Below are 26,559 nucleotides of genomic sequence, written 5' to 3' on the forward strand. Positions count from 1 at the left end.
TTACAAGATTAGAGAGAAAAGCCATTTTTAATATTATATATTTTATAATAGATGACTTCGTTAGACTTATAATGACAGTTATTTTTTCTTTGATTACGGAGGCAAAAGTACATTTAATCCTTAAATACTGAAACTCTTTTTAAGACTTAATTTTTACAACTTCTAATTTATCTTCTAATGCTAAAAAGAAAGTATACATTTTAGCGGTTTCTTTTAAAGCATCAAAACGACCAGATGCTCCTCCATGACCTGCTTCCATATTTGTATCTAATAACAACAAATTATTATCTGTTTTTAGCTCTCTTAATTTAGCAACCCATTTTGCAGGTTCCCAATATTGCACTTGAGAGTCATGAAAACCAGTAGTTACCATTATATTTGGATAGTCTTTAGCTTCTATCTGATCATAAGGTGAATATGATTTTATATAATCATAATATTCTTTATCATTCGGGTTTCCCCATTCATCATATTCTCCTGTGGTTAACGGAATACTATCATCTAACATGGTAGAAATTACATCAACAAAAGGTACAGAAGCTATAATTCCGTTATATAATTCAGGATTCATATTAACAACTGCTCCCATTAATAATCCTCCTGCAGAACCACCCATTGCGTATAAATGTTCTGGAGAAGTATAATTATTATCAATTAAAAATTTAGAACAATCTACAAAATCGTTAAACGTATTTTTTTTGTTTAACATTTTACCATCTTCGTACCATTCTCTACCCAAATATTCACTTCCGCGAATATGAGCTAAAGCATAAACAAACCCTCTGTCTAATAAACTTAAACGTGTAGTAGAAAAACTGTCTGGTATTGTATATCCGTAAGAACCATATGCATATTGCAAAATTGGCGTTTCTTTAGTAAGTTTTGTGTCTTTATGGTGTACGATAGAAATAGCTACTTTTTTACCGTCTCTTGCGTTTGCCCAAACACGTTTACTTATATAATTTTCTTTTTGAAACTTACCTCCTAAAACTTCTTGTTCTTTTTTTATGTCTTTTGATTTATCACTCATATTAAAATCAATTACAGAACTTGGTGTTGTAAAAGAATTGTATGAATAACGAATAATATCTGTATCAAAATCCGGATTTGCATATACACCAACGGAGTATGTTTCTTCTGTAAAAGGCAAGTAATAATCTTCCGTAGTATCCCAACGTTTTATTCTAACTTTACTTAAACCATTGTTACGTTCTTCTAAAACCAAGTAGTCTTTAAAAATAGAAAAATCTTCTAATAAAGTTTCTTCTCGGTGCGGAATTACATCTACCCAATTCTCTTTACTTGTTTTAGTTATAGGGGTTTTCATCAATTTAAAATTGATGGCTTTATCTTTGTTGGTTAACAGATAAAAATGATCTTCGAAATGAGAAACACTATATTCTAAATCTCTTTCTCTTGGCTGTAAGATGGTAAATTCTCCGTTAGGGTTATCTGCATCTAAATATTGTGCTTCTGTAGAAACTGTGCTGTAAGAACCTATAATTATATATTTATCTGATTTAGATTTTGTTACATAAGTACCAAACGTATCATCTTTTTCATGAAAAACCTCTACATCTTCTGAAGTTGGAGTTCCTAAAACATGTCTAAAAATCTTTTCGCTTCTTAGAGTAACAGGATCTTTTTTTGTGTAAAAAATAGTTTTATTATCATTTGCCCAAACAGAACCACCAGTTGTATTCTCTATAATATCTTTGTAAATTTCGCCTGTTTCTAAATTTTTAATGCGTAAAAAATATTGTCTTCTACTAACTGTATCCGTAGCAAAAACCATTAACTTATTGTCATTAGAAACATTTAAGCCACCTAATTGATAATAATCGAAATCTTTTGCCATTTCGTTTACATCAAAAAGTATTTCTTCTTCGGCTTCTAATTTTTCTTTTTTTCTACTATAAATAGGATATTGTTTACCAACCTCATAACGTGTAATATAAAAATAACCATTGTCTTTGTAAGGCACAGAAGAATCATCTTCTTTAATTCTGCCTTTCATTTCTTCGAACAATTCTTCTTGAAATGGTTTCGTATGTTTGGTAACTTCTTTATAATAAGCGTTTTCTTCTTCTAAATAATCAATTACTTTTTGAGTTTTTGAATCTTTATGATCTGCATTTTTCTGTTCATCAGACAAACGCATCCAAAAATAATTATCAATTCTTACATCTCCATGTTTTTCTAATTTTGTAGGCTCTTTAGCTGCTACAGGAGTTTTTGCATCGGTACTTTTCATGGTCTCATTTTTACAAGCGGTTGCAAATGTAAGACTTAAAATAATGACAGGAATAACAATTTTTCTCATTTTTATAAGCTTTGTGTTCCTTCTAAAAATACTAAATTTGTACTAAACAAAAAAAACAAAAATTATGTTTGGAGATTTATCTGGAATGATGGACAAATTAAAGAATGCACAACAGAAAGTGGAAGAAACTAAAGCAAGATTAAATTCGGTTTTGGTTGATGAAGTTGCTGCAGACGGAAAACTAAAAATTACTTTAACGGCTAATAGAGAAATAAAATCGATAAATATTGATGATTCTTTACTTACGGATGCAGAAGAGTTAGAAGATTATTTAATTATTGCTCTTAATAAAGCTATTGATAAAGCAACTAAAATTAACGAAACAGAATTGGCGGAAGCTGCAAAAAGCGGAATGCCAAATATACCAGGAATGGGAATTTAAAAAACAAACATTTGAGTTTAGAAGATTACATGCTACCCTGCTTAAACAAACAACTTTTTGGTATTGATTGTTTAGGTTGCGGAATACAAAGAGCTTTTATAAATCTTATTAAAGGTGAATTTTTAGCTGCTTTTAATTTATACCCTGCTATTTATACATTATTAATATTTGTAGGCTTTTTGTTACTAAACTTTAAATACAAGTTTAAAAACAGTAAAAAAATAATTGTTACATTCGCAACTATTAACGTTTTAATTATAGTAGTAAGCTATTTTATTAAAATGAAATTTATCTTTAAACTCTAACTAAAAATTAAAATGGAAAGACAAAGTTTACCCAATGCAACTGTATCATTAGTTTTAGGAATATTTTCGATATTAACCTGTATTTGCTATGGTATTTTAGGTTTACCTTTAGGTATTACAGCACTTATTTTAGGAAATAAAGCTATAAAACTAAACAATGCTCATCCTGAAGATTATACTGGTGTTGGTAATGCAACAGCTGGTAAAATATTAGGTATTGTTGGTATTGTTTTAAACTTAACTTTTTTATTATTTATTATTTGGATAGTTTCTAAAATAGGATGGGACAATCTACAAAACCCAGAAGAAGCTCAACAACGCATGCAAGAAATATTTGGTCAATAAACTAAATTTACCTTGAAAAATAAAAAAATGCAATTCTTATAGAATTGCATTTTTTTGTTTTAACAACTATTTAATTAACGTTACTTAAACATAGTTTTTCTTTTGTAATTTATAACTTTGCTATTCTTATTTTCATATTAATAATACATATTTTTAACCATGAATACAGATACAAAAAAGAAATCTACAACAAAAAAAATATTAAAATGGGTAGTATCTATTTTTTTGATTTTAATAATTATACTTGTTTCTATACCCTATCTTTTTAAAGATAAAATTGTTGCAATGGTTAGCAAAACTATTAACAATAACATTAATGCAACCGTTAGTTTTAAAGAAACAGACCTTAGTCTTTTTAAAAACTTTCCGTTAGTAAGTTTAACGGTTAATGATTTATCCGTTATAAATAAAGCGCCTTTTGAAGGAGATACTTTAGTTAATGTAAAAGAATTAGGTTTTGCCATGAAAATTACAGAACTTTTAAAAGGTTCTGATGAAGCTATTGCCATACAAAGTATTTCTACAAGCCAAGGAGATATTAATATTATCTTAAACAAAGAAGGAAATGGTAATTATGATATTGCAATACCTACAGAAGAACAAACAACAACCGAAACTTCGGAAACTTCTACTGTTTCTCTCAATATAGAAGATTACGAGTTGTCTGATATCAACTTTAATTATATAGATAGAAGCACAAATACTAAATTAAGTTTAGACAGCATTTACCATACAGGAAAAGGTAATTTTGCCGAAGATATTTTTAATTTAGACACTAAAACCATTGGTTTTTTGTCTTTTGATTTAGACGGAACAAACTATTTAAAGGGAGTAAAAGTAACTTTAGATGCAATACTTGGTATCGATTTAAAAAACAGCAAATATTCTTTTAAAGAAAATACCGCTTACATAAACCAACTACCTTTAGAGTTTAATGGTTTTATCCAATTAGTAGAAGAAAATCAGTTATACGACCTTAGCTTTAAAACACCTACTTCTTCTTTTAAAAATGCATTAGCATTATTACCTGAACAATATGCAGGAAATTTAGAATCGATAAAAACGGAAGGAAACTTTGAAGTAAACGGATTGGTAAAAGGTACATTATCAGAAAACACCATTCCGGCTTTTGATATTAATATCGTTTCTAAAGACGCTTTATTCAAGTATGCAGATTTACCAAAAGCGGTTAAAAATATAAATATCGACACAAAAATAATCAATAAAACAGGAATTGTAGAAGATACGTATGTTACCGTTGATCAATTTAATTTTAAAATTGATGAAGATGCTTTTGCTGCAAATGGTAATTTTAAAAATATTATTACAAATCCTTTAATCAACTTAACAGCCAAAGGTGTTATTAATTTAGCAAATATTAGTAAAGTTTATCCTGCTTTAGAACAAGAATTAGCCGGTATTTTAAATGCAAATATTACCACAAATTTTGACATGAATTCTGTTGAAAAAGGAACCTATAAAAACATAAAAAATAAAGGAAATATAACGTTAAGTAATTTTAAATATGATGATAAAGATGTTGCCAATCCTTTTTACATCAATAAAACAGATATTGCATTTAACACTAGCAGCATTAAATTAAACGAATTTAGTGCAAAAACAGGTACTTCAGATTTATCTATAACAGGTAATTTAGATAATTTTTACGGATTCCTTTTTAAGGAAGATGTACTAAAAGGAAATTTCATACTAAACTCTAACAATCTTAAAATAGCAGATTTTATTACAAATAACGAAACTACAACAACTACAAAAAAAACAACTACAACAGAAACCTCAACATTAAAAATACCTGCTTTTTTAGATGTAAAATTTACAGCCAATGCTAGCAAAGTTGTTTATGATAATTTAAACTTAACAAACGTTTCTGGAGACCTTTATATACATGATGAAACTGTTGATTTAAAAAACTTAAAATCTGATATTTTTGGTGGTAATATTGTTTTTGATGGTAATGTTTCTACAAAAGGAACTACCTCTAATTTTAAAATGGATTTAAATCTAAACGAACTAAAAATTTCTGATTCTTTTAGCAGTATAGATATGTTAAAATCTATTGCTCCAATTGCAAAAACCATAGAAGGTAAAATAAACTCTACAATTACCGTTTCTGGTAATTTAAATGATGATATGACGCCTAATTTAAAAACCATTTCTGGTGACTTATTAGGGCAATTATTAAGCACTAAGTTAAATGCTAGCAACTCTAAACTATTAACTACTTTAAGCGAAAATGTAAGTTTTATTAATCTTGATAATTTAAACTTAGAAAACTTAACAGGTAAATTTTCTTTTGAAGACGGTAAGGTTGCTGTAAAACCAATTTCTTTAATTTACAAAGATGTTAAAATGCAAATTGGTGGTACACATGGTTTTGATAAATCAATAGATTATGATATTGTTTTTGATGTGCCTGTAAAATATTTAGGTACAGAAGTAACCAATTTAATTGCAAAACTAACTCCAGAAGATGCTGCTACTATTAAAAATATTCCGGTAAACGGAACTTTAAAAGGGACCTTTACAAATCCTAATTTTACATCTAACATTAAAACTGCAACTACTAATTTAATTACTAGTTTAGTAGAAAAACAAAAGCAAAGTCTTATTAATAAAGGTAAAGATGCACTTACAAACTTAATAGATAAAAATACAACTAAAACGGACTCTACAACAACAAAAGAAAGTACTACCGATAAGGTTAAAAGCACTTTAAAGAACTTATTTAATAAAAAGAAGGATACCACAGGCAACTAAACCTCTTCTTCTTTAACTATTTATATTTATAAAAAAAAGGACGCTCTTATGAGCATCCTTTTTTTATAAATATTTTTTTTGGTAAAACTTAAATTGCACCCATTACAGAAACTATAATTACTAAAATATATAAGGATATTGTTATTATAGTAAATACACCAATAAATTTATAGTGAGATTTTAGCATTTCAAAAGATTTTGCCAAAACATCATCATCTTTAGTTGCTAATGCTTTTTTCATTTTATTAGAAAACTGTAATAAATAATATACCGGAAAAAAATAAATAATAGCTAAAACTAGATAAACAGCCGCCATAATCAACCCCAAATCTCCAGGAATACCAGGTTGCATTTTTTCTGCCAAATCAAAAATAGTTGTTGCAAAAATGGCAAAAACCACCATTAACCCAATAAATATAAAACCTAAAATTGCTAAAAACTTAGCCCATCTAGCAGTTTCTCTTAAAAAATTTTTAGAAGCACTTGTTAATGTTAATTGTTCTAATTGAGTAATAGGATTATTTATCATAATAAAGTTGTTAGTTTTTAATAGAATCAAAAATAAACAAAAAAAATAGGCTACAAATTCAGAAGTTAAAAAACCTGAATCTATAGCCTATTTTTTTTGTTTATTTTTGCTGTTTAAAACTCACTAATTGTCTTTTTAATAATATCTAAACAATCCATTAATTGTTCTTTATTCATAACCAAAGGTGGTGCAAAACGAATAATATTTCCGTGAGTTGGTTTTGCTAATAAACCGTTATCTCTTAACTTCATACAAATATCCCAAGCAGTAGAACTGTCTTCTGTATCATTTATTAAAATTGCATTTAACAATCCTTTACCTCTAACAGATTTCACCAATTCATTTTCATTTGCAAATTCAGATAACTCATTTCTAAAAATTTGACCTAATTTTTCTGCATTTTCAGCCAATTTTTCATCAGCGATTACCTCTAAAGCAGCAATTGCTACAGCAGCAGCAACCGGATTCCCTCCAAAAGTAGAACCATGATTTCCTGGTTTGATAACATTCATAACACTATCATTTGCTAAAACAGCAGAAACCGGAAAAACCCCACCACTTAAAGCTTTCCCTAAAATTAAAACATCTGGTTTTACATTTTCATGATCTACAGCTAACATTTTACCAGTTCTTGCAATTCCCGTTTGTACTTCATCTGCAATAAAAAGCACATTATAATCTTTACATAATTTTTTAGCCGCAGCTAAATAACCTTCAGAAGGCACATAAACACCAGCTTCACCTTGTATTGGTTCTACTAAAAATGCCGCTATATTATTACTATTTTCTAAAGTTTCTTGTAATTCTTGTAAATTATCGTACTCAATTTTTAAAAACCCTTTTGTGTAAGGACCAAAATTCTTTTTAGCAACAGGATCATTAGAAAAAGAGATAATAGTAGTTGTTCTTCCATGAAAATTGTTTTCACAAACAACTATTTGAGCTTTGTTTTCATCAATTCCTTTTACTTCATATGCCCACTTTCTTGCCAATTTTAAGGCAGTTTCTACTGCTTCTGCACCAGTGTTCATCGGTAAAAGTTTATCAAAACCAAAAAGTTCTGTAGCAAATTTCTCATACTTACCTAACATGTCGTTATAAAACGCTCTAGATGTTAAGGTTAAAGTTTTTGCTTGATTTACCATTGCATCCACAATTTTTGGATGACAATGCCCTTGATTTACTGCAGAATATGCCGATAAGAAATCGTAATACTTTTTACCTTCAACGTCCCAAACATGTACGCCTTCTCCTTTACTTAAAACTACCGGAAGCGGATGGTAATTATGTGCGCCATACTTGTTTTCTAATTCAATTGCTTCATTTGAAGTTAATTTGCCTAAAACAGCCATTTTTTAATCATTTAAATGTTTATACTAAAAACATTCCTGTTCTACCTTTATCCTTTCAGTGAGTACCGAAAATTCAGCGTGGGAAAGAAATCATCCCCGAAGTTCTACAAAAATAGTAAAAAAAGACGCTATTATAATCCTCTTCACTAAAAAACAAGTACTTAGTCTCTTTACATCATAATCTATAAAAAAATTTGTTTCTTATAAGTGATTCTATTTTCTGTAATTAAAACAAACATAAAACGTATTTTATCTAGAATAAATTAATAAATACTATTTTACACAACAAAATATTTACAAAAACAGCAACAACATTAAAAAGTCTAAAATAAAACCCAAGTTTAATTGTACTTTTTTTAATAAAAGTTAATTTAGCGATAATTTTATTATTTGTATGAAGTCTTTTTTTAAATATTTTTTAATTTTTCTGAGTACTACTTTCTTTGCTCAGAATAAAGCTAATTTAGATTCTCTACTAGTTAAAGGTGTAAAAGCTATGAATAACAAAGAATACTCTTTGTCATTAGAGCTTTTAACTAAAGTAAATTCTGTTGCCGAAGAAAACCGTTGGTACAAACAACAGTTTTTGGCCATAAATAATATTGGCGCCAACTACTACTCTATGTTAGATTATGGAGAAGCTTTAAACAATTACTTAAACGCTTACACGATAGCTCTAAAACATCTTGATCAAAATGAAGAGATGATTGTTTTAAATAACATTGCTATTCTGTATAGTAAAGAAAGTGAATTTAAAAAAGCAGAAGAATACTTTGAAAAAGCATATAAACTTGCCCAAGAAAATAATCAACAAACCAAAATAGGTTTTTATGCAATTAATTTAGGTATTGTAACTAATCAACAATATAAATTAGATACTGCATATAATTATTTAGAAAAAGCAAAAGAAATATTTAAAGACAAACCTTCTCTTTTAATATTAGCCGAAACTGCTTTAGTAGATAACTTCTATAAGAGAACTCAATTTAAAAAGGCAGAAGCATTAGCGAATAAAATTCTACCTAATTTAAAAGGCGTTTCGTATTCCGAAGAAAGAATATCTCTGTTAATTATACTCTCTAACATTTATAAAAAATCTAAAAAACTATCATTAGCTGCCAATTATGCTGAGTCTGCACTAAAGTCTTCTATTAATTCTGAAAATAAAATTTCTGCTTATAACCAATTAGCAGAAATCTATAAAGAAAGTAAGTTAATTGACAAAGTTATAGAAGCTAAAGACTCTGTAATAGCACTAACAAATGCCTTAAATAAAGTAAAAAATGGTCATTTATTTGAAACAAATAAAGTAAAGTTTGAAATTGAAAACTACAAACAAGAACTAAAACAAAATCAAGATAAACAAAAAGAAGAACGCATTATATTATATGGCTTACTAGGTACTTTAATTTTGATTATTTGTTTAATAACTTGGGCGCTTCGTAATAGTTTCATAAAAAATAAACAAAGAAAAATATTACATAATAGAAGTAAAGAAATAATAGAATTAGAACTACAGAAAAAGAAAAGTGATAACTTACTTCTAGAAAAACAACTTCATGCAAAAGAAACTTTATCTCTTTTAGAACAAGAACGTTTAAAAAATGAAATAGAAAAACGTAATCAAAAATTAGCGGCAAAAGCACTACAAGTTTCTGCTAGAAATGAATTATTAAAAGAAGTAATAAATTCGTTATCTAACCAAACTGAAGTTTCTAAAAATATTTTTCTTTCAAAAAAAGTAATAGAATTAAAAAAACTTTTAAAAGGAGATACAGAATGGGAAAGTTTTTTAACTCATTTTGAACAAGTAAATCATACATTTATATCCAAATTAAAAAAGAAGCATCCGCAACTTAATGCAAATGATATTAGATACATTAGTTATTTGTATATGAATTTAACAAATAAAGAAATTTCTTCTTTATTTAATATCACTCCAGAAGCTTCTAGAAAAAGAAAAGAGAGAATTAGCTCAAAAATAGGTCTCACAGACAAAAACAACCTATACAGCTATATTTCAGATATATAAATACAAATGTCACACTTTTTACACCTACTGTCACGGTAATTATTTAATATTTTTAGAGTTTTCATCTTTTATTACAGAATATTGAACTTCACTTAAATATCTTTATTATGAAAATAAAAATTACTCTTCTTTTATTTATTTTATGTTTATCATTTCAGCAATTTTTTGCTCAAATAAAAGTAGTTGGCTCAGAAGAATTCGGAAGAATTTTTGATTTAACCTATGATGCGAATGTACCTAACAAAATATATGCTGTTACCTCAGAAAATCATATCGTTGTCTCTGAAGATAATGGTGAAAATTGGGGAATTTTATACACTCTTACGCTAGGTGATGGAGCAGTTATAAAAGAAATGAAACTTTCCTCTGATGCTAATTCATTAACTTTCTCAGCTCATTTACCAAACACAACTATTAATGCAATTATGGTTTATGATATTACTTCTGGTTCTATTGTAAAAACATTTAATTTACCAAATCAAGAAGATTTAGCCTATGTAACATCATATGATTTTTATAATAATGATATGAATGTTTTATTAGTTGATACAAATTACCCTGTTGGTTTCAACAAAGAAGGTAAAACGTTTTATACTGCTGATGGAGGTATTACATGGGAATTGATTTATTATACAAATGATTATGATACCGTTTTTATTAATAAAGTAGCTATAAGCCCTAATAATCCTGACAAAATATTCTTAACAAGAAGTAACGGTAGTCAAGGTGTAAATGGAGGTCTTTTTATCTCTGAAGATGCAGGTAGATCTTTTACCGAAGAATTACGAGGCGTTGTATTAGACCCTATAACTTTTGATCCTTCTGATGATCAAACTATTTTTTTAGGTACCGGAATCGGGTTTGGTAATACAATTGAAAGTTTATATAAATCTACTGATGGTGGATCTACTTTTAATATGATAGATATTAGATGGACACAAAGTATATTAAACAATATTACCGTTATAAAATTTAACAAAAGTAACCCTTCCCAATTAATTGTACTTGAAGAAAATGAAATAGCTATTTCAGAAGATGGTGGTAACACATTTGAAAGTATTGTCTATATAGATGAAGACCCAAATAGCTATTACTATGGATTAAATGCTAGCTATAACCCTCAAAATGAAGAAGAAATTATCATCACATCTAATTATTCTTCTTTATTTTCAGAAGATAGAGGTATGACTTTAAGTCGTATAAACAACCCTTACTTTTCAAGTACTGGTAACACAATTATCTTTAAAGATGAAACAAATTTAAACTTATATTACGGGGTTCAGCAAGGTCATATTCATAAAGACTTAAACACTGGCATAGAAACCTCTTATAACATAGAGTCCCTAAATTCTTTTTCTAATAGTAGTTCAACTTATTTAGTAGATCAATTTACACCTAATCGTATCTTTAATTTTAACTCTAGCTTTACTGGTTCTAGCTTAGAAGTAAGTAATGATAATGGAGCAACATATAGTACTTTATCTAGTCTTTACATCAACAAATTATCTGCAATAGCAACTTATCCAAGTGATATAGAAACTATTTTAGCTGCTTTTTCTGGTTATGAAGCAAGTGAAACTATTTTGAAGAAAATTAATTTTACCGATATGGATAAAATTGAAGAGGTAGATATCAAACTTCCTTTTTTAGATTTTATCAATGGTATTCTGATAGATAAAAATGGCAAAATAACTATATCTATAGGAATTGAAATCTATGTTTCTTACGACGATGGAGAAACTTGGGAAAACAGCAGTAAAGGTTTAGAAATTTTAAATGAAACCGATCTAATTTTTGATATAAAACAAGATAAACTTAACAATAATAAAATAGCTTTAGCTACTTCTAAAGGTGTTTTTATTTCTGACGATAATGGAGAAAACTGGGAGCTAAAAATGAATAAGCAAGTAAATAAGGTTACTTTCTCTACAGAAACTAGTGGTATTATGATAGCTTCCACTTATAACTCTGTAAATTCTAAATTTGCTTTACATTATTCTATAGATAATGGAGAAACATGGGAAATAATAAATAATGAACAATTATTATCTATTAGCTCTTATTCTTCGGATTTTCTTTTTAAAGAAGACGCTATAATAACCTATATAAACACTAGCGACTTAGGCCTTTTAGAATATACTATAGACTTAAGTAGTTTAAGTACTCCTGATGATTTAGAAAATGATTTAAGTCCTATTACCATATACCCTAATCCTACTAGAAACATTCTTAATATAGAAATTAAAAATGCTTCAATTGTTAATGTTGCTGTATTTTCTTTAGCAGGTAATAAAGTATTAGAGTTTAATAATAAGGATAAAATAGACATATCTAATTTATCATCAGGTATTTACTCCTTAAGAATAAAAGGAGACAATAATAATGTAATTTTTAAGCGCATTATAAAACAATAAAACTCAAATCTACATTACTAAAAAGCCTTTAAAATTTAAATTTTAGAGGCTTTTTTATTTTAACAAAATAATGAAACATTTAACCAAATTTTGTGACCAAAGAAATAAACATTGTGTCTTAATTATATATATTGTAAATAATATGTATTTTAATATTAACGATACAAAATAAATGTATTTAAATTATGAAAAAAATATTTTATATTTTCTTGCTATCAATAACCATTATAGGCTGTAATTCTACATCCTCTGTTGTTAACACAAAATTAGATAATAAAACAGAACGAATGTTAAAAGGCAATTTTACAGTTACTTCTGTAAGTTTCCCAGGATCAGATTATTTACAAGTAAACTCTTTTAATTTGGCAGATTCAAAATGTTTTATTGGTAGTAATTGGACCTTTATTTCTAACAATAACAAAGGAGAAATGGCTATAAATAACCCTAAGACTTCTTGTAAAGATTTTAGCTCACCAATAACTTGGTATATTAATAATGAAGGAAGTTTTGTTTTAAAAATAATTAACGACTACAAAGCTAAAGAAGTAAACAATGGTTATGTTTTAAACATCAACAATGTAACGGAAACTAGTTTTGATTTGGTTGATGAAATCAATGTTGGTGGTCAATTAAAAAATATTACGTATTCATTTCAAAAACAATAATTAATAAAAAATAAGATGAAAAAAACAATTATATATAGTTTATCACTATTCTTTTTAGCAGGAAGTTTATTAACCTCTTGTAAAGCAATAGAAAATGCAAACAACACTCAAAAAGGTGCTACCATTGGTACTGCGGCAGGTTCTGTTCTAGGAGCAATTATTGGAAATAATGTAGGAAGCAAGAAAAACTCTGAATTAGGTGCTGTTTTAGGTGGTGTAATTGGTGGAGTTACTGGTGGTGTAATTGGTAATAAAATGGATAAGCAAGCAAGAGAAATTGAAGAAGCTGTTCCGGGTGCAGAAGTAGAAAGAGTTGGAGAAGGAATTAAATTAACTTTAGGAGAAAATTCCGTAAGGTTTGACACTAATAAATCTAGCTTAACACCTAATGCTCAAGCTAATTTAGACAAATTAATTTTAGTTTTTAAAGACTACAATAATACAAATATTGGTATTTTCGGTTTTACTGATAGTACAGGAAGGGTTGAGTACAACCAAACGTTATCAGAAAAAAGAGCTAATTCTGTAAAAGACTATTTAGTTAGCAAAGGCTTGGTGGCAGATAGATTTGTTACAGAAGGCATGGGTATAGAAAACCCAATTGCTTCTAATGAAACAGTAGAAGGAAGAAGTAAAAACAGACGTGTAGAGTTTGCTATTATTGCCAATGAAAAGATGATTAATGAAGCAAAAAAAGAAGCAGGAAATTAAAAAATATTTATTTTCTTATCATAATCTTAAAGGCTACTCAAATGAGTAGCCTTTTTTAGATAAGAAACAATAAGTTTTCCTAATTTTGCAATCTTATATATTTGAAATATGCCACGTAGAGAACGAAATAAATTTGTAAAGAAAAATCAGGTTTTAGAATTAAAAATAGAAGATTACGCTTTTGGAGGAAAAGGAATTGCAAGAATCCATTCTGATGAAGGAAGTTTTGTTGTTTTTATACCTAATACTTTGCCAGGCCAATTGGTAAAAGCACAAATAAGTAAGTCTAGTAAAAAATATGCTGAAGCAAAATTAATTGATGTTTTAGAACCATCAGAAGATGAAGTAGCAGTTCCTTTTCAAGACATCCCTGGTGCACCATACATTCAATTACCTATCGATTTACAACATCAATATAAAAAAGAAAGTACTTTGTCCCTTTTTAAAAGAATTGGTAAAGTAGAAAATATAGAAGATTTATTTGACGAGTTTGTTACCTCTCCAAATGTATTCCATTATAGAAATAAAATGGAATATGGTTTTTCTGCCATTGGTTACGACAGAGTAAATAAAACAGATAAAGATGAATTTACACTAGGTTTTAAAAGGCGTGGTGTTTGGTGGATGGGAGATAATTTAGAAAAAGATTCTGGTTTGTTTGATAAGCAACTAGAAGATAACTTAAAAAACATTCGTCAATATTGTCAAGATACAGGTTTAGCTCCTTGGCACGGACCAAAAAGAGAAGGTTTTTTTAGATATTTTGTAGTTAGAAAATCTTTTAAAACAGATGAGTTACTTTGTAATTTGGTAACTACTTCTCCTGATTTGGGTAAATTCGATTTAAACAAATTTACCAACTTTTTAAAAGATATTTTTGGAGATCGTTTAGCAGGTTTATTACATACAATTAATGATGAAACCGGAGATAGAACGATTGCTACTGCAGGTAGTTTAGACTTAGTGTATGGTAAAGATAAAATTGTAGAAGAATTACTAGGTTTAAATTTTGAAATTAGTATGAAAAGCTTTTTTCAAACAAATCCAAAATGTGCAGAAAAACTATACAGCAAAGTTATAGAGTATGTTTTAGAAGATAAATCTAAAGTAGACAATACAGTTGTAATGGATTTATTTTGCGGAACCGGAACAATTGGACAAATTGTAGCTTCTAGAAGTGAAAATGCAAAAATTGTTGGTGTAGACATTATAGCGTCTGCAATTGAAGACGCTAAAAAGAATGCCAAAAGAAATAATATAGATGGTTTAAAATTTTATGCAGCAGATGTTGGTAAATTCTTATTTGCACATCCAGAATATAAAGACAAAATTAAAACCATTATTTTAGATCCTGCTAGAGCAGGAATTGCCCCAAAAACATTACAAAAAATCATTAATTTAAATGCAGATAGAATGGTATATGTTTCTTGTAATCCGGCAACACAAGCTAGAGACACAGAACTACTAAAAGAAGCTGGTTATGTTATTAAAAAAATTAGCTTAGTAGACCAATTCCCTCATACCTCTCATATTGAGACAGTTGTTTTATTTGAGAAATGTTAAATAGAATCACAATTTATAAATAACTTTCTTTTATTTCTTAAAATGAAACTATTTTAGCAAGACAATAATAAAACAATTAAATAATAAATTCGTTAATAAACTAAAACATAGACTTATAAACGGGTTTATATTTTTATTAGAAGAGCCTTTACAACAAAAAAAACTCATTAAAATGAAAAAACTAACAGATTTCGAAATAGAAAAAAAATTAGAAAACTTACCAGATTGGGATTTTTATGATGACGCTCTACATACTGATTTTGAATTTGATAATTTTAAAGACTGTATGTCTGCAATGAATAGAATCGCATTTGAATGCGAAGCTTTAAACCATCATCCAGAATGGACAAATGTTTACAATACTTTAGACATTAAATTAACCACACATGATGCTGATGGCGTAACTGAATTAGATTTTAAGCTAGCAAAAGCTATTAATATAATTGTAGAGGTAGAAGATATTTAACAACAGTATTTTTAATATTTTTATCATTAAACTAATAAAATTGAAAAAAACATTCCTATTTCTTTTAACGATTACATTATTTATTTCCGCTTGCGAAAAAGATGATTTTTGTTTAGAAAACCCCGTAACACCTAATTTAGTGTTACGCTTTTACGATGATGTAAATAGAGAAACTTTAAAAAAACCAGCATCTTTATATGTTTGGGCAGAAGGTAAAGACAGTATCTTTTCTGACGTAACTTTAGACTCTATTTACATACCTTTAAATAGTCTAGAGTTAGAAACCGTTTATAATTTTTCTGATGGTACTAACGTAGATCAATTTACTATATCTTATACAACAGAAGAAGAGTATGTTTCTCGTTCATGTGGTTACAAAATTATTTTTAACGATGTAAACTTTACATCAACAAATACTTGGATTACAGACTTTACTCCAACAACATTAACAACTATAGACAATCAAGATGCAGCACATGTACAAATATATCACTAGTATCTGTATTCTTTTTTCTGTTGTAAATGGGTTTTCTCAAGAACAAAAAAAAGATACATTAATAAATATTAAAAAAGACACTTTAGTTTACAAGACCAATTATGGTATTAGAGTTGGGGTTGATATCAGTAAACCAATACTAGCCCAATTTAATGATCGTTATTCTGGTTTAGAGCTTGTTGGAGATTATAGAATGTCTAAGAACTTTTATATTGCAGCAGAATTAGGTTACGAAGAAGAAACCACAAAAGAAGATTATACAAACTCTACATCTAAAGGTAACTACATAAAATTAGGGTTTAATTATAATGCCTATGAAAATTGGTTAGACATGAATAACGAAATATTTGTAGGTTTTCGTTACGGATTTAGTGCTTTTGAACAAACCCTAAATAATTATACTCCAAATGTAAATACAGTCTATTTTCCTGCGGATGAAATAACAGCATCGGCAACTACCACTGGCTTAAACGCACATTGGTCGGAAATTGTTGTTGGATTAAAAGTAGAAGCTTTTAAAAATCTATTCTTCTCTTTTAGCGGTTCTTATAAGATATTAATGAATGTTACAGAACCAGATGATTTTAAAACATTATACTCACCTGGTTTTAATAGAATATTTGAAAGCAATACAGGTTTTGGATTTAATTATACCATTAGTTATCTAATTCCTTTTGCAAAAAAATAAAAAAACAAGGTTTTTCCCTATTTTTTACTAACTTTAACCCCCGTATTTATTAAAAATATATAAATGAATAAAATTCCAAGTGTAAACTTAGCCGACTTTCTATCTTCGGATTCAGAAAAAAAACAAAAATTTATTGATGAAATTGGTCATGCATATGAAAATATTGGTTTTGTTGCTTTAAAAGGTCATTTTTTAAATGATCAATTAGTTGATGATTTATACGCAGAGATTAAAAACTTTTTTGAGTTACCTACGGAAACAAAAGAAAAGTACGAAATACCAGGAATTGGAGGACAACGTGGTTACGTTTCTTTTGGTAAAGAATCTGCTAAAGGAAAAAAAGAAGGAGATTTAAAAGAATTTTGGCATTTTGGACAATATGTAGATGAAGATTCTAAATACGCAGATGAATATCCTGATAATGTTATTGTAGAAGAATTACCAAAATTTAACACAGTTGGTAAAGAAGCATATCAAATGTTAGAAAAAACAGCAAAATATGTTTTGCGTTCTTTAGCTTTACATTTAAGTCTAGAAGAAACTTACTTTGATAATTATATTAAAAATGGTAATAGTATTTTACGTCCAATCCATTATCCACCAATAAAAACAGAACCGAAAGGAGCTGAAAGAGCTGCTGCACATGGAGACATTAATCTAATTACCCTATTAATGGGAGCTCAAGGAAAAGGGTTACAAGTACAAAACCACGAAGGAGAATGGATTGATGCAATGGCAGAATCAGATGAGCTAATGATTAATGTTGGAGATATGTTATCTCGCCATAGTAATAATAAATTAAAATCTACAATACATAGAGTAACAAATCCGCCAAAAGAAATGTGGGGAACATCACGTTATTCTATTCCATTTTTTATGCATCCAATATCAGACATGAAATTAGATGTTTTAGAAAATTGTGTTGATGAAAACAACCCTAAACAATTTGAAGATATTACTTCTGGAGAGTTTTTAGATCAACGTTTAAGAGAATTAGGATTAAAAAAATAAAAACAAATTATTATTAAAAAAGAATAAGCTATTAATAAGTAATTATAAAGAATGGATTTAAAAGATCAACTTAAAAATTTATTTCCTGATCATAAAGAAATTGCAGAACCAGTTAAAGAAAAATCTAACATTTGGTTACAAGACGATCCTATTATTTGTAAATACGAAAAAAGAAAAGGAAAACCAATTACCATTTTAGAAGGTTATACTGGTGCAACATCAGATTTTAAAAAGCTTGCTAAAGAAATAAAAACAAAACTATCTGTTGGTGGTAGTTTTAAAGACGAAAAAATAATTATTCAGGGAGATTATAGAGACCGAATAATGACAATGCTGAAGGAAAAAGGATTTAAAGTAAAACGAGTTGGTGGCTGATTTTGCCTATTCAACAATAACTAATTTATAAATTATGAGTTCTTCTGTATTACACATTACAAATGGTGATAGCACCACAAATTACTTAAAGAAGCTTCATTTTTCTGGAGACTTTATTACTTGGCGAGAAATGTTATGTGAGGGTAAAACCACCACAGATGTTGGTAGCGAAACCTTTTGGAAAAATCGTTTTGATTTCTTAAAATCTTCTTATAAAATAAGTAAAAAAACTTTTATAGATTATACTTTAAAAGAATACAGAAGTCTTTGTAACAAGAAAGAAAGTAAAGAAATAGTTTTATGGTTCGAGTATGATTTGTTTTGTCAGATAAACATGCTTGCCGTTATTAGTTGGTTAAAAACCTATAGAAAAGGATATCATATTTCTTTAGTTTGCAGTGGTAAAATAAAAGGAACAAAAAAATTAAAAGCCTTAACCGAACTTACAGAAAATCAAATTAATCAACATTACAAAAATAGAGTAGACTTAACCCAAGATGATATTGAATACGGAGATTATATTTGGCAATTATACTGTTCTGATAGTCCTTTAAGACTAGAAACCGTTTATAAATTTAACCCAATGTCTCCTTTTACCTACTTAGCATCCGCTATAGAGGCTCATTTACAAAGATTCCCTTCCATAAGAAATGGTTTAAATCAAGTAGAAAACACCATTTTAGAAACAGCAAACTCCCACAAATTATCTTCAAAACAACAACTAGTTAGTCAATTGCTTAAAAAGCAAACAACTTATGGTTTTGGAGATTTACAATACGAACATAAGATTACACAACTTGATAAATTATTTTCTTCATTTAATCCAACAACATTATCTAAAAAAGGAAAAGAAGTTTTAGAAAATAAACTTAATTTTTACGGAGAATTAAGAGACGAAACCACATTTTTTGGTGGCACTAAAAAGTATAGTTACCTTTTTAATGATCAATCTAAAAAATTATTACAAATTACATATCTTAAATAAATAATGTCTATAAAAAATTCTGAACTTATTCTTAATCCTGATGGAAGTGTTTATCACCTAAATTTAAGACCAGAGCATATTGCCACAAATATTATTTTTGTGGGTGATCAAGACAGAGTAGATAAAATATCTAAACATTTTGATACTATTGAATTCACTACTCAAAAACGTGAATTTAAAACAACTACAGGAACTTATAAAAACACACAATTTTCTGTAATTTCTACAGGAATAGGCCCAGATAATATAGATATTGTTTTAAATGAATTGGACGCTTTAGTAAATATCGATTTAGAGACAAGGCAACCTAAAGAAAAACTTACATCTCTAAATATTCTTAGAATTGGCACTTCTGGTTCTTTACAAACTGATATTCCGGTAGATTCTTTTGTAATTAGTTCTCATGGTTTAGACCTAAACGGATTGTTACATTCTTATCAAATTAAAGAAATTGAAAACCCAGAAATAGAAAGTGCTTTTGTAAAACATACTAATTGGAGTACTAAGAAAGCATACCCAATTATTATAGAAAACAATAAAATTCTTGCTGATAAATTAAAATCAGAAAAAACTTTTTTAGGAATTACAGCAACTGCAGGTGGTTTTTACGGCCCACAAGGTAGAATTTTACGTTTAGCCTTACAAGACAATAACTTAAATCATAAAATAGATACTTTTAATTTTAAAGGAAATAGAGTTTCTAATTTAGAGATGGAAACCTCTGCTATTTATGGTTTATCAAAATTATTAGGTCATAAAGCCTGTTCTTTAAATGCAATTATTGCCAATAGAGCTAACGGTACTTTTAGTAAAAATCCAGGTAAAGTTGTTGCAGATTTAATAGAATATGCATTAGAGAAATTAACAGTATAAATGACAAATTTAAAAGTTGGTGGCGTACCAGAACATTTTAATTACCCTTGGTACTTAACTCTTAAAAACAAAGAGTATAGCAAGCAAAATATAAATTTACGCTGGCAAGATTATCCTGGTGGCACGGGACAAATGTGTAAGGCCCTAAGAAATGGAGAAGTAGATATTGCTATTGTTTTAACAGAAGGTATTATTAAAGATATTGCAGAAGGTAATCCTTCTAAAATTGTACAGACTTTTGTAAAAACACCTTTAATCTGGGGAATACATGTTGGGTCAAAATCTAAATTTAAAACAATTAACGATTTAGAAAATGCAACAATAGCCATTAGTAGATTTGGTTCTGGCTCTCATTTAATGGCAATTGTTAATGCTTATAACCAAGGTTGGGATATCTCTAAATTAAAATTTAAAGTAATTGGTAATCTGCAAGGTGGCATAGATGCTCTTACCAATGGAGAAGCAGATTATTTTATGTGGGAACATTTTACCACAAAACCTTTAGTAGATAACGGCACTTTTAGAAGAGTTGACGACTGCCCTACTCCATGGCCATGCTTTGTAATTGCTGTTAGAAATGAAGTTTTAGAAAATGATTATGATGAAGTTAGAAAAGTTTTAGACATTATTAATAATAAAACAAAAGACTTCAAAAAAATTTCTAATATTGATGAAATTTTAGCTATTAGATATGAGCAAAAATTAGAAGACATTGGGCAATGGTTAGAAATAACCGAATGGAATGACGGAAAACCAATTACAAAAAATTTAACAACTCGTATACAGAATAAAATGGTACAGTTTAACGTTATACAAAAGAAGAAAGACTCTAGTAATTTTATAAGAAACATGTACAATTAATTAAAACTTAAATTTATCAACTATGAAAAAATTAATATTTATTGCAATTTGTATTTTAGGGATCATTTCTTTTTCTTCATGTAGAAGCACATCTAGTCCGTGTGGTTTAGCTGATAATACAACAACTACTCAAACAACATTAAAACAAGCTAATTTTATCTAAAATTAGTTTGTTTCTTAATTCCAAATTCAAGGAAATCCGCTTTAGAGCGGATTTCTTTTTTATATAAAACCCTAGTTTTCTTAACATTAAAACAACTTTAAATAAACTTTTTAATAAACATTAGATTACTTTTTTTTCATTTTTATTTTACAATTACTGTACATTTCATCTTTATGTTTGATGATAAGTAGAGTTTTAATTATTGTTTGATACTATAATTTTATTATCGAGAAGAGAAAATCCATAAAAAAATCTCTTTTACATATCAATTCTTTTACTCTTATCTAATATTAAAACATGAAAAAACAAAAAAAACGTAAGTTAGATTATGTTGTAATTTCCGATGTACATTTAGGTACTTATGGGTGTAGAGCAAAAGAATTATTAAACTATTTAAAAACCATTCAACCAAAAGTTTTAATACTAAATGGTGATATCATAGATATTTGGCAATTTAACAAACGTTATTTTCCTAAATCTCATATGAATGTAATTAAACACATTACAGCTCTTCTATCAAAAGATACCGAAATCTATTATATTACAGGTAATCATGATGAGATGTTACGCAAGTTTAGAGGTTTTAAATTAGGCAACTTTAAAATTTTAAACAAACTAGTTTTAAACATTGATGACACAAAAGCATGGATTTTTCATGGTGATGTTTTTGATGTCACCATGCAACATTCTAAATGGTTGGCTAAATTAGGAGGAAAAGGGTACGATGCTTTAATATTGATAAACACCTTTATTAATTCTATTAGTAATCTTTTAGGTTATGGGAAATTATCACTTTCTAAAAAAATAAAAAATAGTGTAAAAGGTGCTGTAAAATTTATTAATGATTTTGAAAAAACAGCTTCTGATATTGCTATAGAAAACGGATATGATTATGTAATCTGCGGACATATACATCAACCAGAAATTAGAGAAATTAAAAACGGAAAAGGTAAAACAACCTATTTAAATTCTGGTGATTGGATAGAAAACTTAACTGCTTTAGAATATAAAAATAAAGAATGGAGTTTGTATGAATATGCAAACGACCCTATAGCTCAAGAAACTGAAATCAAACTAACCAAAAAAGAATTAAAGGCAATTAACAAGCAAGAGAAAAACAATTTTCTTTTTGACGAATTGTTAAAAGAATTTGACATACAAAAACCAACAAAATAATTATTTATGCGAATACTGTACGCTATTCAAGGTACTGGAAATGGACACTTAACTAGAGCAAAAGTATTGATCCCTATTTTACAACAAAAAGGAGATTTAGATATTTTAGTGAGTGGTAATGAAAATAACTTAGATTTAGGTTTCGAAATTAAATATAAAGTACATGGTTTAAATTTTACCTTTGGTAAAAAAGGAGGTATTGATTTTTGGGCTACTTATAAAAAAATGAATTTAGCTCGTTTTTATAAAGAAATTAAAAAATTACCTGTAAAAGATTACGACTTAATTATTAACGATTTTGAGCCAGTTTCCGCCTGGGCTGCAAAATTAAATAATGTAAATATTATCTCTTTAAGTCATCAAAATGCAGTGCTTGATACTGCATCACCTAAATACGGTAAATATAAACTAGAAAAGTATATTCTAAAATATTATGCTCCTGCTAAAGATCGCTTTGGTTTTCATTTTGATACTTATAGTTCTGCAACATTTACTCCAATTATCAGAAATAAAATAAGAAATACAAAAACAAGTAACAAAGGACATTTTACCGTTTATTTACCGTCTTATACAACAGAAAAAATTGTAAAAGTTTTGTCTAAAATACCCATTGCTAAATGGCATGTTTTTTCTAAAGAAACTAAAAGTTTAATCTTTAAAAAAAACATTACAATTTATCCTATTAGCGAGTTCGATTTTATAAAAAGTATGGCTTCATCTGCCGGTGTATTATGTGGCGCTGGTTTTGAAACCCCTTCTGAAGCATTGTATTTAAAGAAAAAATTATTGGTTATACCAATGAAAAACCAATACGAACAACAATGTAATGCCATTGCATTAAAAGAAATGGGGGTATCAGTAATTAAAAAATTAAATAAAAAACAAGTATTAAAAATTGCGCAATGGATTCATTCTGATAAAATTATATCTGTGAATTATCCAGATATAACAGAAGATATACTAGAAGCTATATTATTACCTTATTATGATGAAGAAACAATAATGCCTACCATTTTATCGTAGTTTTACCAATACTTTTTAAAATCTCATTTGTTTTAGAAAAATGTTTGTTACCAAACCAATAACCTCTATTTGCACTTAATGGAGAAGGATGACCAGATTCTAAAATAGAATGTTTCTTTTTGTCTATCAACTTCGTTTTTTTCTTTGCAAAACTGCCCCAAAGTAAAAAAACAATGTCTTTATCCTCCTTAGAAATTTGTTTAATTACTGCATCTGTAAAAGTTTCCCATCCTCTTTTCTGATGACTTCCGGCCTCATGAGCTCTTACAGTTAATGTTGCATTTAATAATAAAACACCTTGTTTTGCCCATTTTTCTAAATTTCCACTTTGCGGATATTCTCGACCTAAATCTGTAGAAATTTCTTTAAAAATATTAACTAATGATGGCGGATGTTTAATATCATCTTTTACAGAAAAACACAAACCATTCGCTTGATTTTCTCCATGATACGGATCTTGACCAATAATTACTACTTTTAAATCATCAAAAGAACAAAAATCAAATGCAGCAAAAATATCTTTTTCCTTAGGAAAACAAAGACTGTTTGAATATTCTAATTCTACAAAATCAATTAAGTCCTTAAAATAAGGCTTTGCTATCTCTTTTTGCAAAATATTTTTCCAGCTATCGGCTATTTTTAATTCCATTGTTTATTATTTTTGCAGCAATCCCAAAGATAATATTTTGAGTAAAAACATATTAGAAAAAACATTACAAGATTTAGAATTTTCAACAGTTTTACAACATGTTTCAGAACATTGTATTTCTGGTTTGGGTAAAGAAAAAGTGTTTGAAACACAACCTATTCAAAATAAAAAAACACTTTTTAAAGAATTATATTTAGTTAATGAATACCTTTCTTCTTTTATAAGCGAAAATAGAGTTCCAAACCATGGGTTTGATAACATTACAGAAAGCGTAAAAAGATTAGCTATAGAAAATAGCTTTATAGAAACAGATGCTTTTTTAAAAATCGCAACAACATCACTTACTGTAAATGAACTAATTAAATTCTTTAAAAAATTTAAAACTCAATTTCCTACTTTTTTTGAGTTTTCTCAAGAAATAGAATTCACTACTTTTATTGATGATGAAATTAAAAAGATTATTGAAGTTTCTGGAGAAGTAAGGAATAATGCTTCAGACAATTTAAAACAAATTAGACAAAGCATTAATAATATAAGAGGTAAAATTGGTGCAAGTTTTTCTAGCGCTTTATCTAGTGCAATTTCATCTGGTTATTTAGATGATATTAAAGAAACCGTAGTTGATAATCAGCGTGTTTTGGCTGTTTCTGCGATGTATAGAAAAAAAGTTGCAGGTAGTTTATTAGGTTCATCAAAATCTGGTAACATTGTTTACATTGCACCACAAGCTACACTTGCATACTCTAGAGAATTTCAGAATCTAGTCTATGAAGAAAAACAAGAAATTGTTAAAATTTTACGTGTTTTAGCAGAGAAAATAAGACCGATGGTTTCTCTAATACAAGAGTATCTTTCTTTTTTAGTCCATACAGATGTAATTGGTGCAAAAGCTAAATATGCACAAGAAATGGATGCTATTTTACCTAAAACATCTAGAGAGAAAAAGATCTTTTTTAAGAATGCTTATCATCCTATTTTATGGAGAAAAAATAAACAACAAGGTTCAAAAACCATTTCTCAAACTATAGAGCTTAACGAGAAACAACAAATTATTGTTATTTCTGGGCCAAATGCTGGTGGAAAAAGTATCACGTTAAAAACCATTGGTTTATTACAAATAATGTTGCAAAGTGGAATTTTAATTCCTGTTGATGAGAGAAGTCAAACTTATATTTTTGAAAATGTTTTAACGGATATAGGAGACAACCAATCTATTGAAAATCAATTAAGTACATACAGCTATCGTTTAAAAAATATGCGTTATTTTTTACGCAGATGTAATGCCAATACACTTTTTTTAATTGATGAGTTTGGTACAGGTTCAGATCCAGAACTTGGTGGTGCTTTGGCAGAAATTTTCTTAGAAGAGTTTTATTATAAAAAAGCGTTTGGTATTATAACTACTCATTATTCTAATTTAAAAGTTTTAGCAAACGAATTAGACAACGTTACCAATGCAAATATGCAGTTTGATGAACGTACTTTAGAGCCATTATATAAATTATTTATAGGGCAAGCTGGTAGTTCTTTTACTTTTGAAGTTGCACAAAAAAATGGGATTCCTTATAGTATTATCAACAAAGCAAAAAAACGTGTAGAAACAGAAAAAGTTCGTTTAGACAAAACAATTTCTAAGCTTCAAAAAGAAAGAAATAGATTACAAAAACATTCTGATAATTTAGAGAATCAGCATTCTAAAGGACAAGAACATTTAGAAAGTTTACAAGAAAAAGAGCAACGTGTTCAAGATAAATTAAGTGGTTTTCAAGAATTGTACGATCAGAATCAAAAAATGCTTACTCTTGGTAGAAAAACTAATGAGTTACTTAATAAATACTTCCAGACCAATAATAAAAAAGAACTAAATACTAACTTTAATAAATGGGTTGCAGACTTAAAAGTAAAACAAATTAAGAAAAACCCTGTAAAACCTAAAACTAAAGCTCAGAAACAAAAAGCTAAAATTGTAGAAAAAAAGCAGCAAGAAATTATTAAAAAAGTTGAAAAAGAGGTTTTAGAAAAAGTTGTAGAAGTTAGAGAAGTAAAGAAAATTGAACAAGCTAAAATTGCTAAAGAAAAGGCAGAATATATTTATCAAATAAATGATAGAGTTAGAATTATAGATTCTAATTCTGTAGGTACTATTGATAAAATTGATAAAAAAAATATAACCATAAATTATGGTATTTTTACTACAAAAACAACTACTTCTAAATTAGAATTGGTAGAAAAAGCAAAAAAATAATCTTTATCAAATGTAGCAAAAATCACCCTAATTTTAATTAAAACACAAAACAGCACTTTAAATAATATCACTTTTTAATTAATTCCTAATTTAAACTTAAAATGTTAAGATTATGCTAAAGTTATTTTTTAAATGAAACTTTTTTAAAT

General features: G+C 28.0%; 25 protein-coding genes. 21 read left to right on the forward strand and 4 right to left on the reverse strand.

All coding sequences use genetic code 11. The annotated features are described in order from the left end of the window. Window positions 1–139: 139 nt before the first annotated feature. Window positions 140–2,254 (reverse strand): S9 family peptidase, encoded by a 2,115-nt coding sequence (locus ACJJVY_RS06270; protein WP_405611605.1) that lies wholly within the window; start codon window positions 2,252–2,254, stop codon window positions 140–142. Window positions 2,255–2,387: 133 nt separating this feature from the next. On the opposite strand from ACJJVY_RS06270, the gene ACJJVY_RS06275 reads away from it, so the two are divergent. The 4 genes from ACJJVY_RS06275 (at window position 2,388) to ACJJVY_RS06290 (ending at window position 6,133) form a co-directional block, all read left to right on the forward strand. Then, a complete protein-coding gene (locus ACJJVY_RS06275; protein ID WP_405606149.1) occupies window positions 2,388–2,705 on the forward strand; it encodes a YbaB/EbfC family nucleoid-associated protein in 318 nt (105 codons plus the stop codon). Between the two features lie 29 nt (window positions 2,706–2,734). Further along, complete coding sequence (locus ACJJVY_RS06280; protein ID WP_405611608.1) at window positions 2,735–3,010, forward strand: DUF2752 domain-containing protein; 276 nt, start codon at window positions 2,735–2,737, stop codon at window positions 3,008–3,010. Window positions 3,011–3,022: 12 nt separating this feature from the next. Next, window positions 3,023–3,355, forward strand: coding sequence for a CCC motif membrane protein (locus ACJJVY_RS06285; RefSeq protein WP_405606150.1), 333 nt, complete (start codon window positions 3,023–3,025; stop codon window positions 3,353–3,355). A gap of 159 nt (window positions 3,356–3,514) precedes the next feature. Continuing rightward, window positions 3,515–6,133, forward strand: coding sequence for an AsmA-like C-terminal region-containing protein (locus tag ACJJVY_RS06290; protein ID WP_405606151.1), 2,619 nt, complete (start codon window positions 3,515–3,517; stop codon window positions 6,131–6,133). 88 nt (window positions 6,134–6,221) lie between these two features. Here ACJJVY_RS06290 and ACJJVY_RS06295 read toward each other — a convergent pair whose 3' ends face one another. Both ACJJVY_RS06295 and rocD read right to left on the reverse strand, forming a co-directional pair. Beyond that, window positions 6,222–6,662 (reverse strand): hypothetical protein, encoded by a 441-nt coding sequence (locus tag ACJJVY_RS06295; RefSeq protein ID WP_405606152.1) that lies wholly within the window; start codon window positions 6,660–6,662, stop codon window positions 6,222–6,224. A 113-nt stretch (window positions 6,663–6,775) separates the two neighbouring features. After that, entirely contained in the window at window positions 6,776–8,014 is a 1,239-nt protein-coding gene (rocD, locus tag ACJJVY_RS06300; RefSeq protein WP_405606153.1) for an ornithine--oxo-acid transaminase, read from the reverse strand. Between the two features lie 496 nt (window positions 8,015–8,510). Between rocD and ACJJVY_RS06305 the strand changes: the two genes are divergently transcribed. The 16 genes from ACJJVY_RS06305 (at window position 8,511) to ACJJVY_RS06380 (ending at window position 23,516) form a co-directional block, all read left to right on the forward strand. Next, on the forward strand, window positions 8,511–10,046 hold the full coding sequence (locus ACJJVY_RS06305; protein ID WP_405606154.1) for a tetratricopeptide repeat protein: 1,536 nt from the start codon (window positions 8,511–8,513) through the stop codon (window positions 10,044–10,046). Window positions 10,047–10,153: 107 nt separating this feature from the next. Further along, window positions 10,154–12,460, forward strand: a complete 2,307-nt coding sequence (locus ACJJVY_RS06310; RefSeq protein ID WP_405606155.1) for a T9SS type A sorting domain-containing protein — start codon at window positions 10,154–10,156, stop codon at window positions 12,458–12,460. Window positions 12,461–12,645: 185 nt separating this feature from the next. After that, on the forward strand, window positions 12,646–13,125 hold the full coding sequence (locus ACJJVY_RS06315; protein WP_405606156.1) for a hypothetical protein: 480 nt from the start codon (window positions 12,646–12,648) through the stop codon (window positions 13,123–13,125). A 15-nt stretch (window positions 13,126–13,140) separates the two neighbouring features. Continuing rightward, the gene (locus tag ACJJVY_RS06320) at window positions 13,141–13,836 is read left to right on the forward strand and encodes an OmpA family protein (protein WP_405606157.1); all 696 of its coding nucleotides are present in this window, start codon (window positions 13,141–13,143) and stop codon (window positions 13,834–13,836) included. 108 nt (window positions 13,837–13,944) lie between these two features. Beyond that, a complete protein-coding gene (rlmD, locus tag ACJJVY_RS06325) occupies window positions 13,945–15,399 on the forward strand; it encodes a 23S rRNA (uracil(1939)-C(5))-methyltransferase RlmD (RefSeq protein WP_405606158.1) in 1,455 nt (484 codons plus the stop codon). A gap of 172 nt (window positions 15,400–15,571) precedes the next feature. Next, the gene (locus ACJJVY_RS06330) at window positions 15,572–15,865 is read left to right on the forward strand and encodes a 4a-hydroxytetrahydrobiopterin dehydratase (protein ID WP_405606159.1); all 294 of its coding nucleotides are present in this window, start codon (window positions 15,572–15,574) and stop codon (window positions 15,863–15,865) included. A 40-nt stretch (window positions 15,866–15,905) separates the two neighbouring features. Then, a complete protein-coding gene (locus tag ACJJVY_RS06335; RefSeq protein ID WP_405606160.1) occupies window positions 15,906–16,361 on the forward strand; it encodes a DUF6452 family protein in 456 nt (151 codons plus the stop codon). Beyond that, entirely contained in the window at window positions 16,342–17,049 is a 708-nt protein-coding gene (locus ACJJVY_RS06340; RefSeq protein ID WP_405606161.1) for a DUF6048 family protein, read from the forward strand. Before ACJJVY_RS06335 ends, ACJJVY_RS06340 begins: the two co-directional genes overlap by 20 nt. A gap of 63 nt (window positions 17,050–17,112) precedes the next feature. Then, window positions 17,113–18,060, forward strand: coding sequence for an isopenicillin N synthase family dioxygenase (locus tag ACJJVY_RS06345; RefSeq protein ID WP_405606162.1), 948 nt, complete (start codon window positions 17,113–17,115; stop codon window positions 18,058–18,060). Window positions 18,061–18,111: 51 nt separating this feature from the next. Then, window positions 18,112–18,435: a translation initiation factor gene (locus tag ACJJVY_RS06350; protein ID WP_405606163.1), complete on the forward strand. Its 324-nt coding sequence runs from the start codon at window positions 18,112–18,114 to the stop codon at window positions 18,433–18,435. 34 nt (window positions 18,436–18,469) lie between these two features. Continuing rightward, window positions 18,470–19,420 carry a DUF1835 domain-containing protein gene (locus ACJJVY_RS06355; RefSeq protein WP_405606164.1) on the forward strand — a complete coding sequence of 317 codons (951 nt, stop codon included), beginning with the start codon at window positions 18,470–18,472 and terminating at the stop codon, window positions 19,418–19,420. A gap of 3 nt (window positions 19,421–19,423) precedes the next feature. Continuing rightward, window positions 19,424–20,293 (forward strand): nucleoside phosphorylase, encoded by an 870-nt coding sequence (locus ACJJVY_RS06360; protein ID WP_405606165.1) that lies wholly within the window; start codon window positions 19,424–19,426, stop codon window positions 20,291–20,293. Beyond that, window positions 20,294–21,154 (forward strand): substrate-binding domain-containing protein, encoded by an 861-nt coding sequence (locus tag ACJJVY_RS06365; protein ID WP_405606166.1) that lies wholly within the window; start codon window positions 20,294–20,296, stop codon window positions 21,152–21,154. A gap of 22 nt (window positions 21,155–21,176) precedes the next feature. Then, window positions 21,177–21,317 (forward strand): hypothetical protein, encoded by a 141-nt coding sequence (locus tag ACJJVY_RS06370; protein WP_405606167.1) that lies wholly within the window; start codon window positions 21,177–21,179, stop codon window positions 21,315–21,317. 297 nt (window positions 21,318–21,614) lie between these two features. Beyond that, complete coding sequence (locus ACJJVY_RS06375; RefSeq protein WP_405606168.1) at window positions 21,615–22,493, forward strand: UDP-2,3-diacylglucosamine diphosphatase; 879 nt, start codon at window positions 21,615–21,617, stop codon at window positions 22,491–22,493. Between the two features lie 6 nt (window positions 22,494–22,499). Continuing rightward, window positions 22,500–23,516 (forward strand): glycosyltransferase family protein, encoded by a 1,017-nt coding sequence (locus ACJJVY_RS06380; RefSeq protein WP_405606169.1) that lies wholly within the window; start codon window positions 22,500–22,502, stop codon window positions 23,514–23,516. On the opposite strand, the gene ACJJVY_RS06385 is transcribed toward ACJJVY_RS06380, so the two are convergent. Beyond that, window positions 23,500–24,165: a uracil-DNA glycosylase gene (locus ACJJVY_RS06385; protein ID WP_405606170.1), complete on the reverse strand. Its 666-nt coding sequence runs from the start codon at window positions 24,163–24,165 to the stop codon at window positions 23,500–23,502. The genes ACJJVY_RS06380 and ACJJVY_RS06385 overlap by 17 nt on opposite strands. Window positions 24,166–24,202: 37 nt before the next feature. On the opposite strand from ACJJVY_RS06385, the gene ACJJVY_RS06390 reads away from it, so the two are divergent. Then, entirely contained in the window at window positions 24,203–26,410 is a 2,208-nt protein-coding gene (locus tag ACJJVY_RS06390) for an endonuclease MutS2 (protein ID WP_405606171.1), read from the forward strand. Window positions 26,411–26,559 lie beyond the last annotated feature (149 nt).

The organism is Polaribacter sp. Asnod1-A03 (genome assembly GCF_045063585.1).
GTDB lineage: Bacteria > Bacteroidota > Bacteroidia > Flavobacteriales > Flavobacteriaceae > Polaribacter.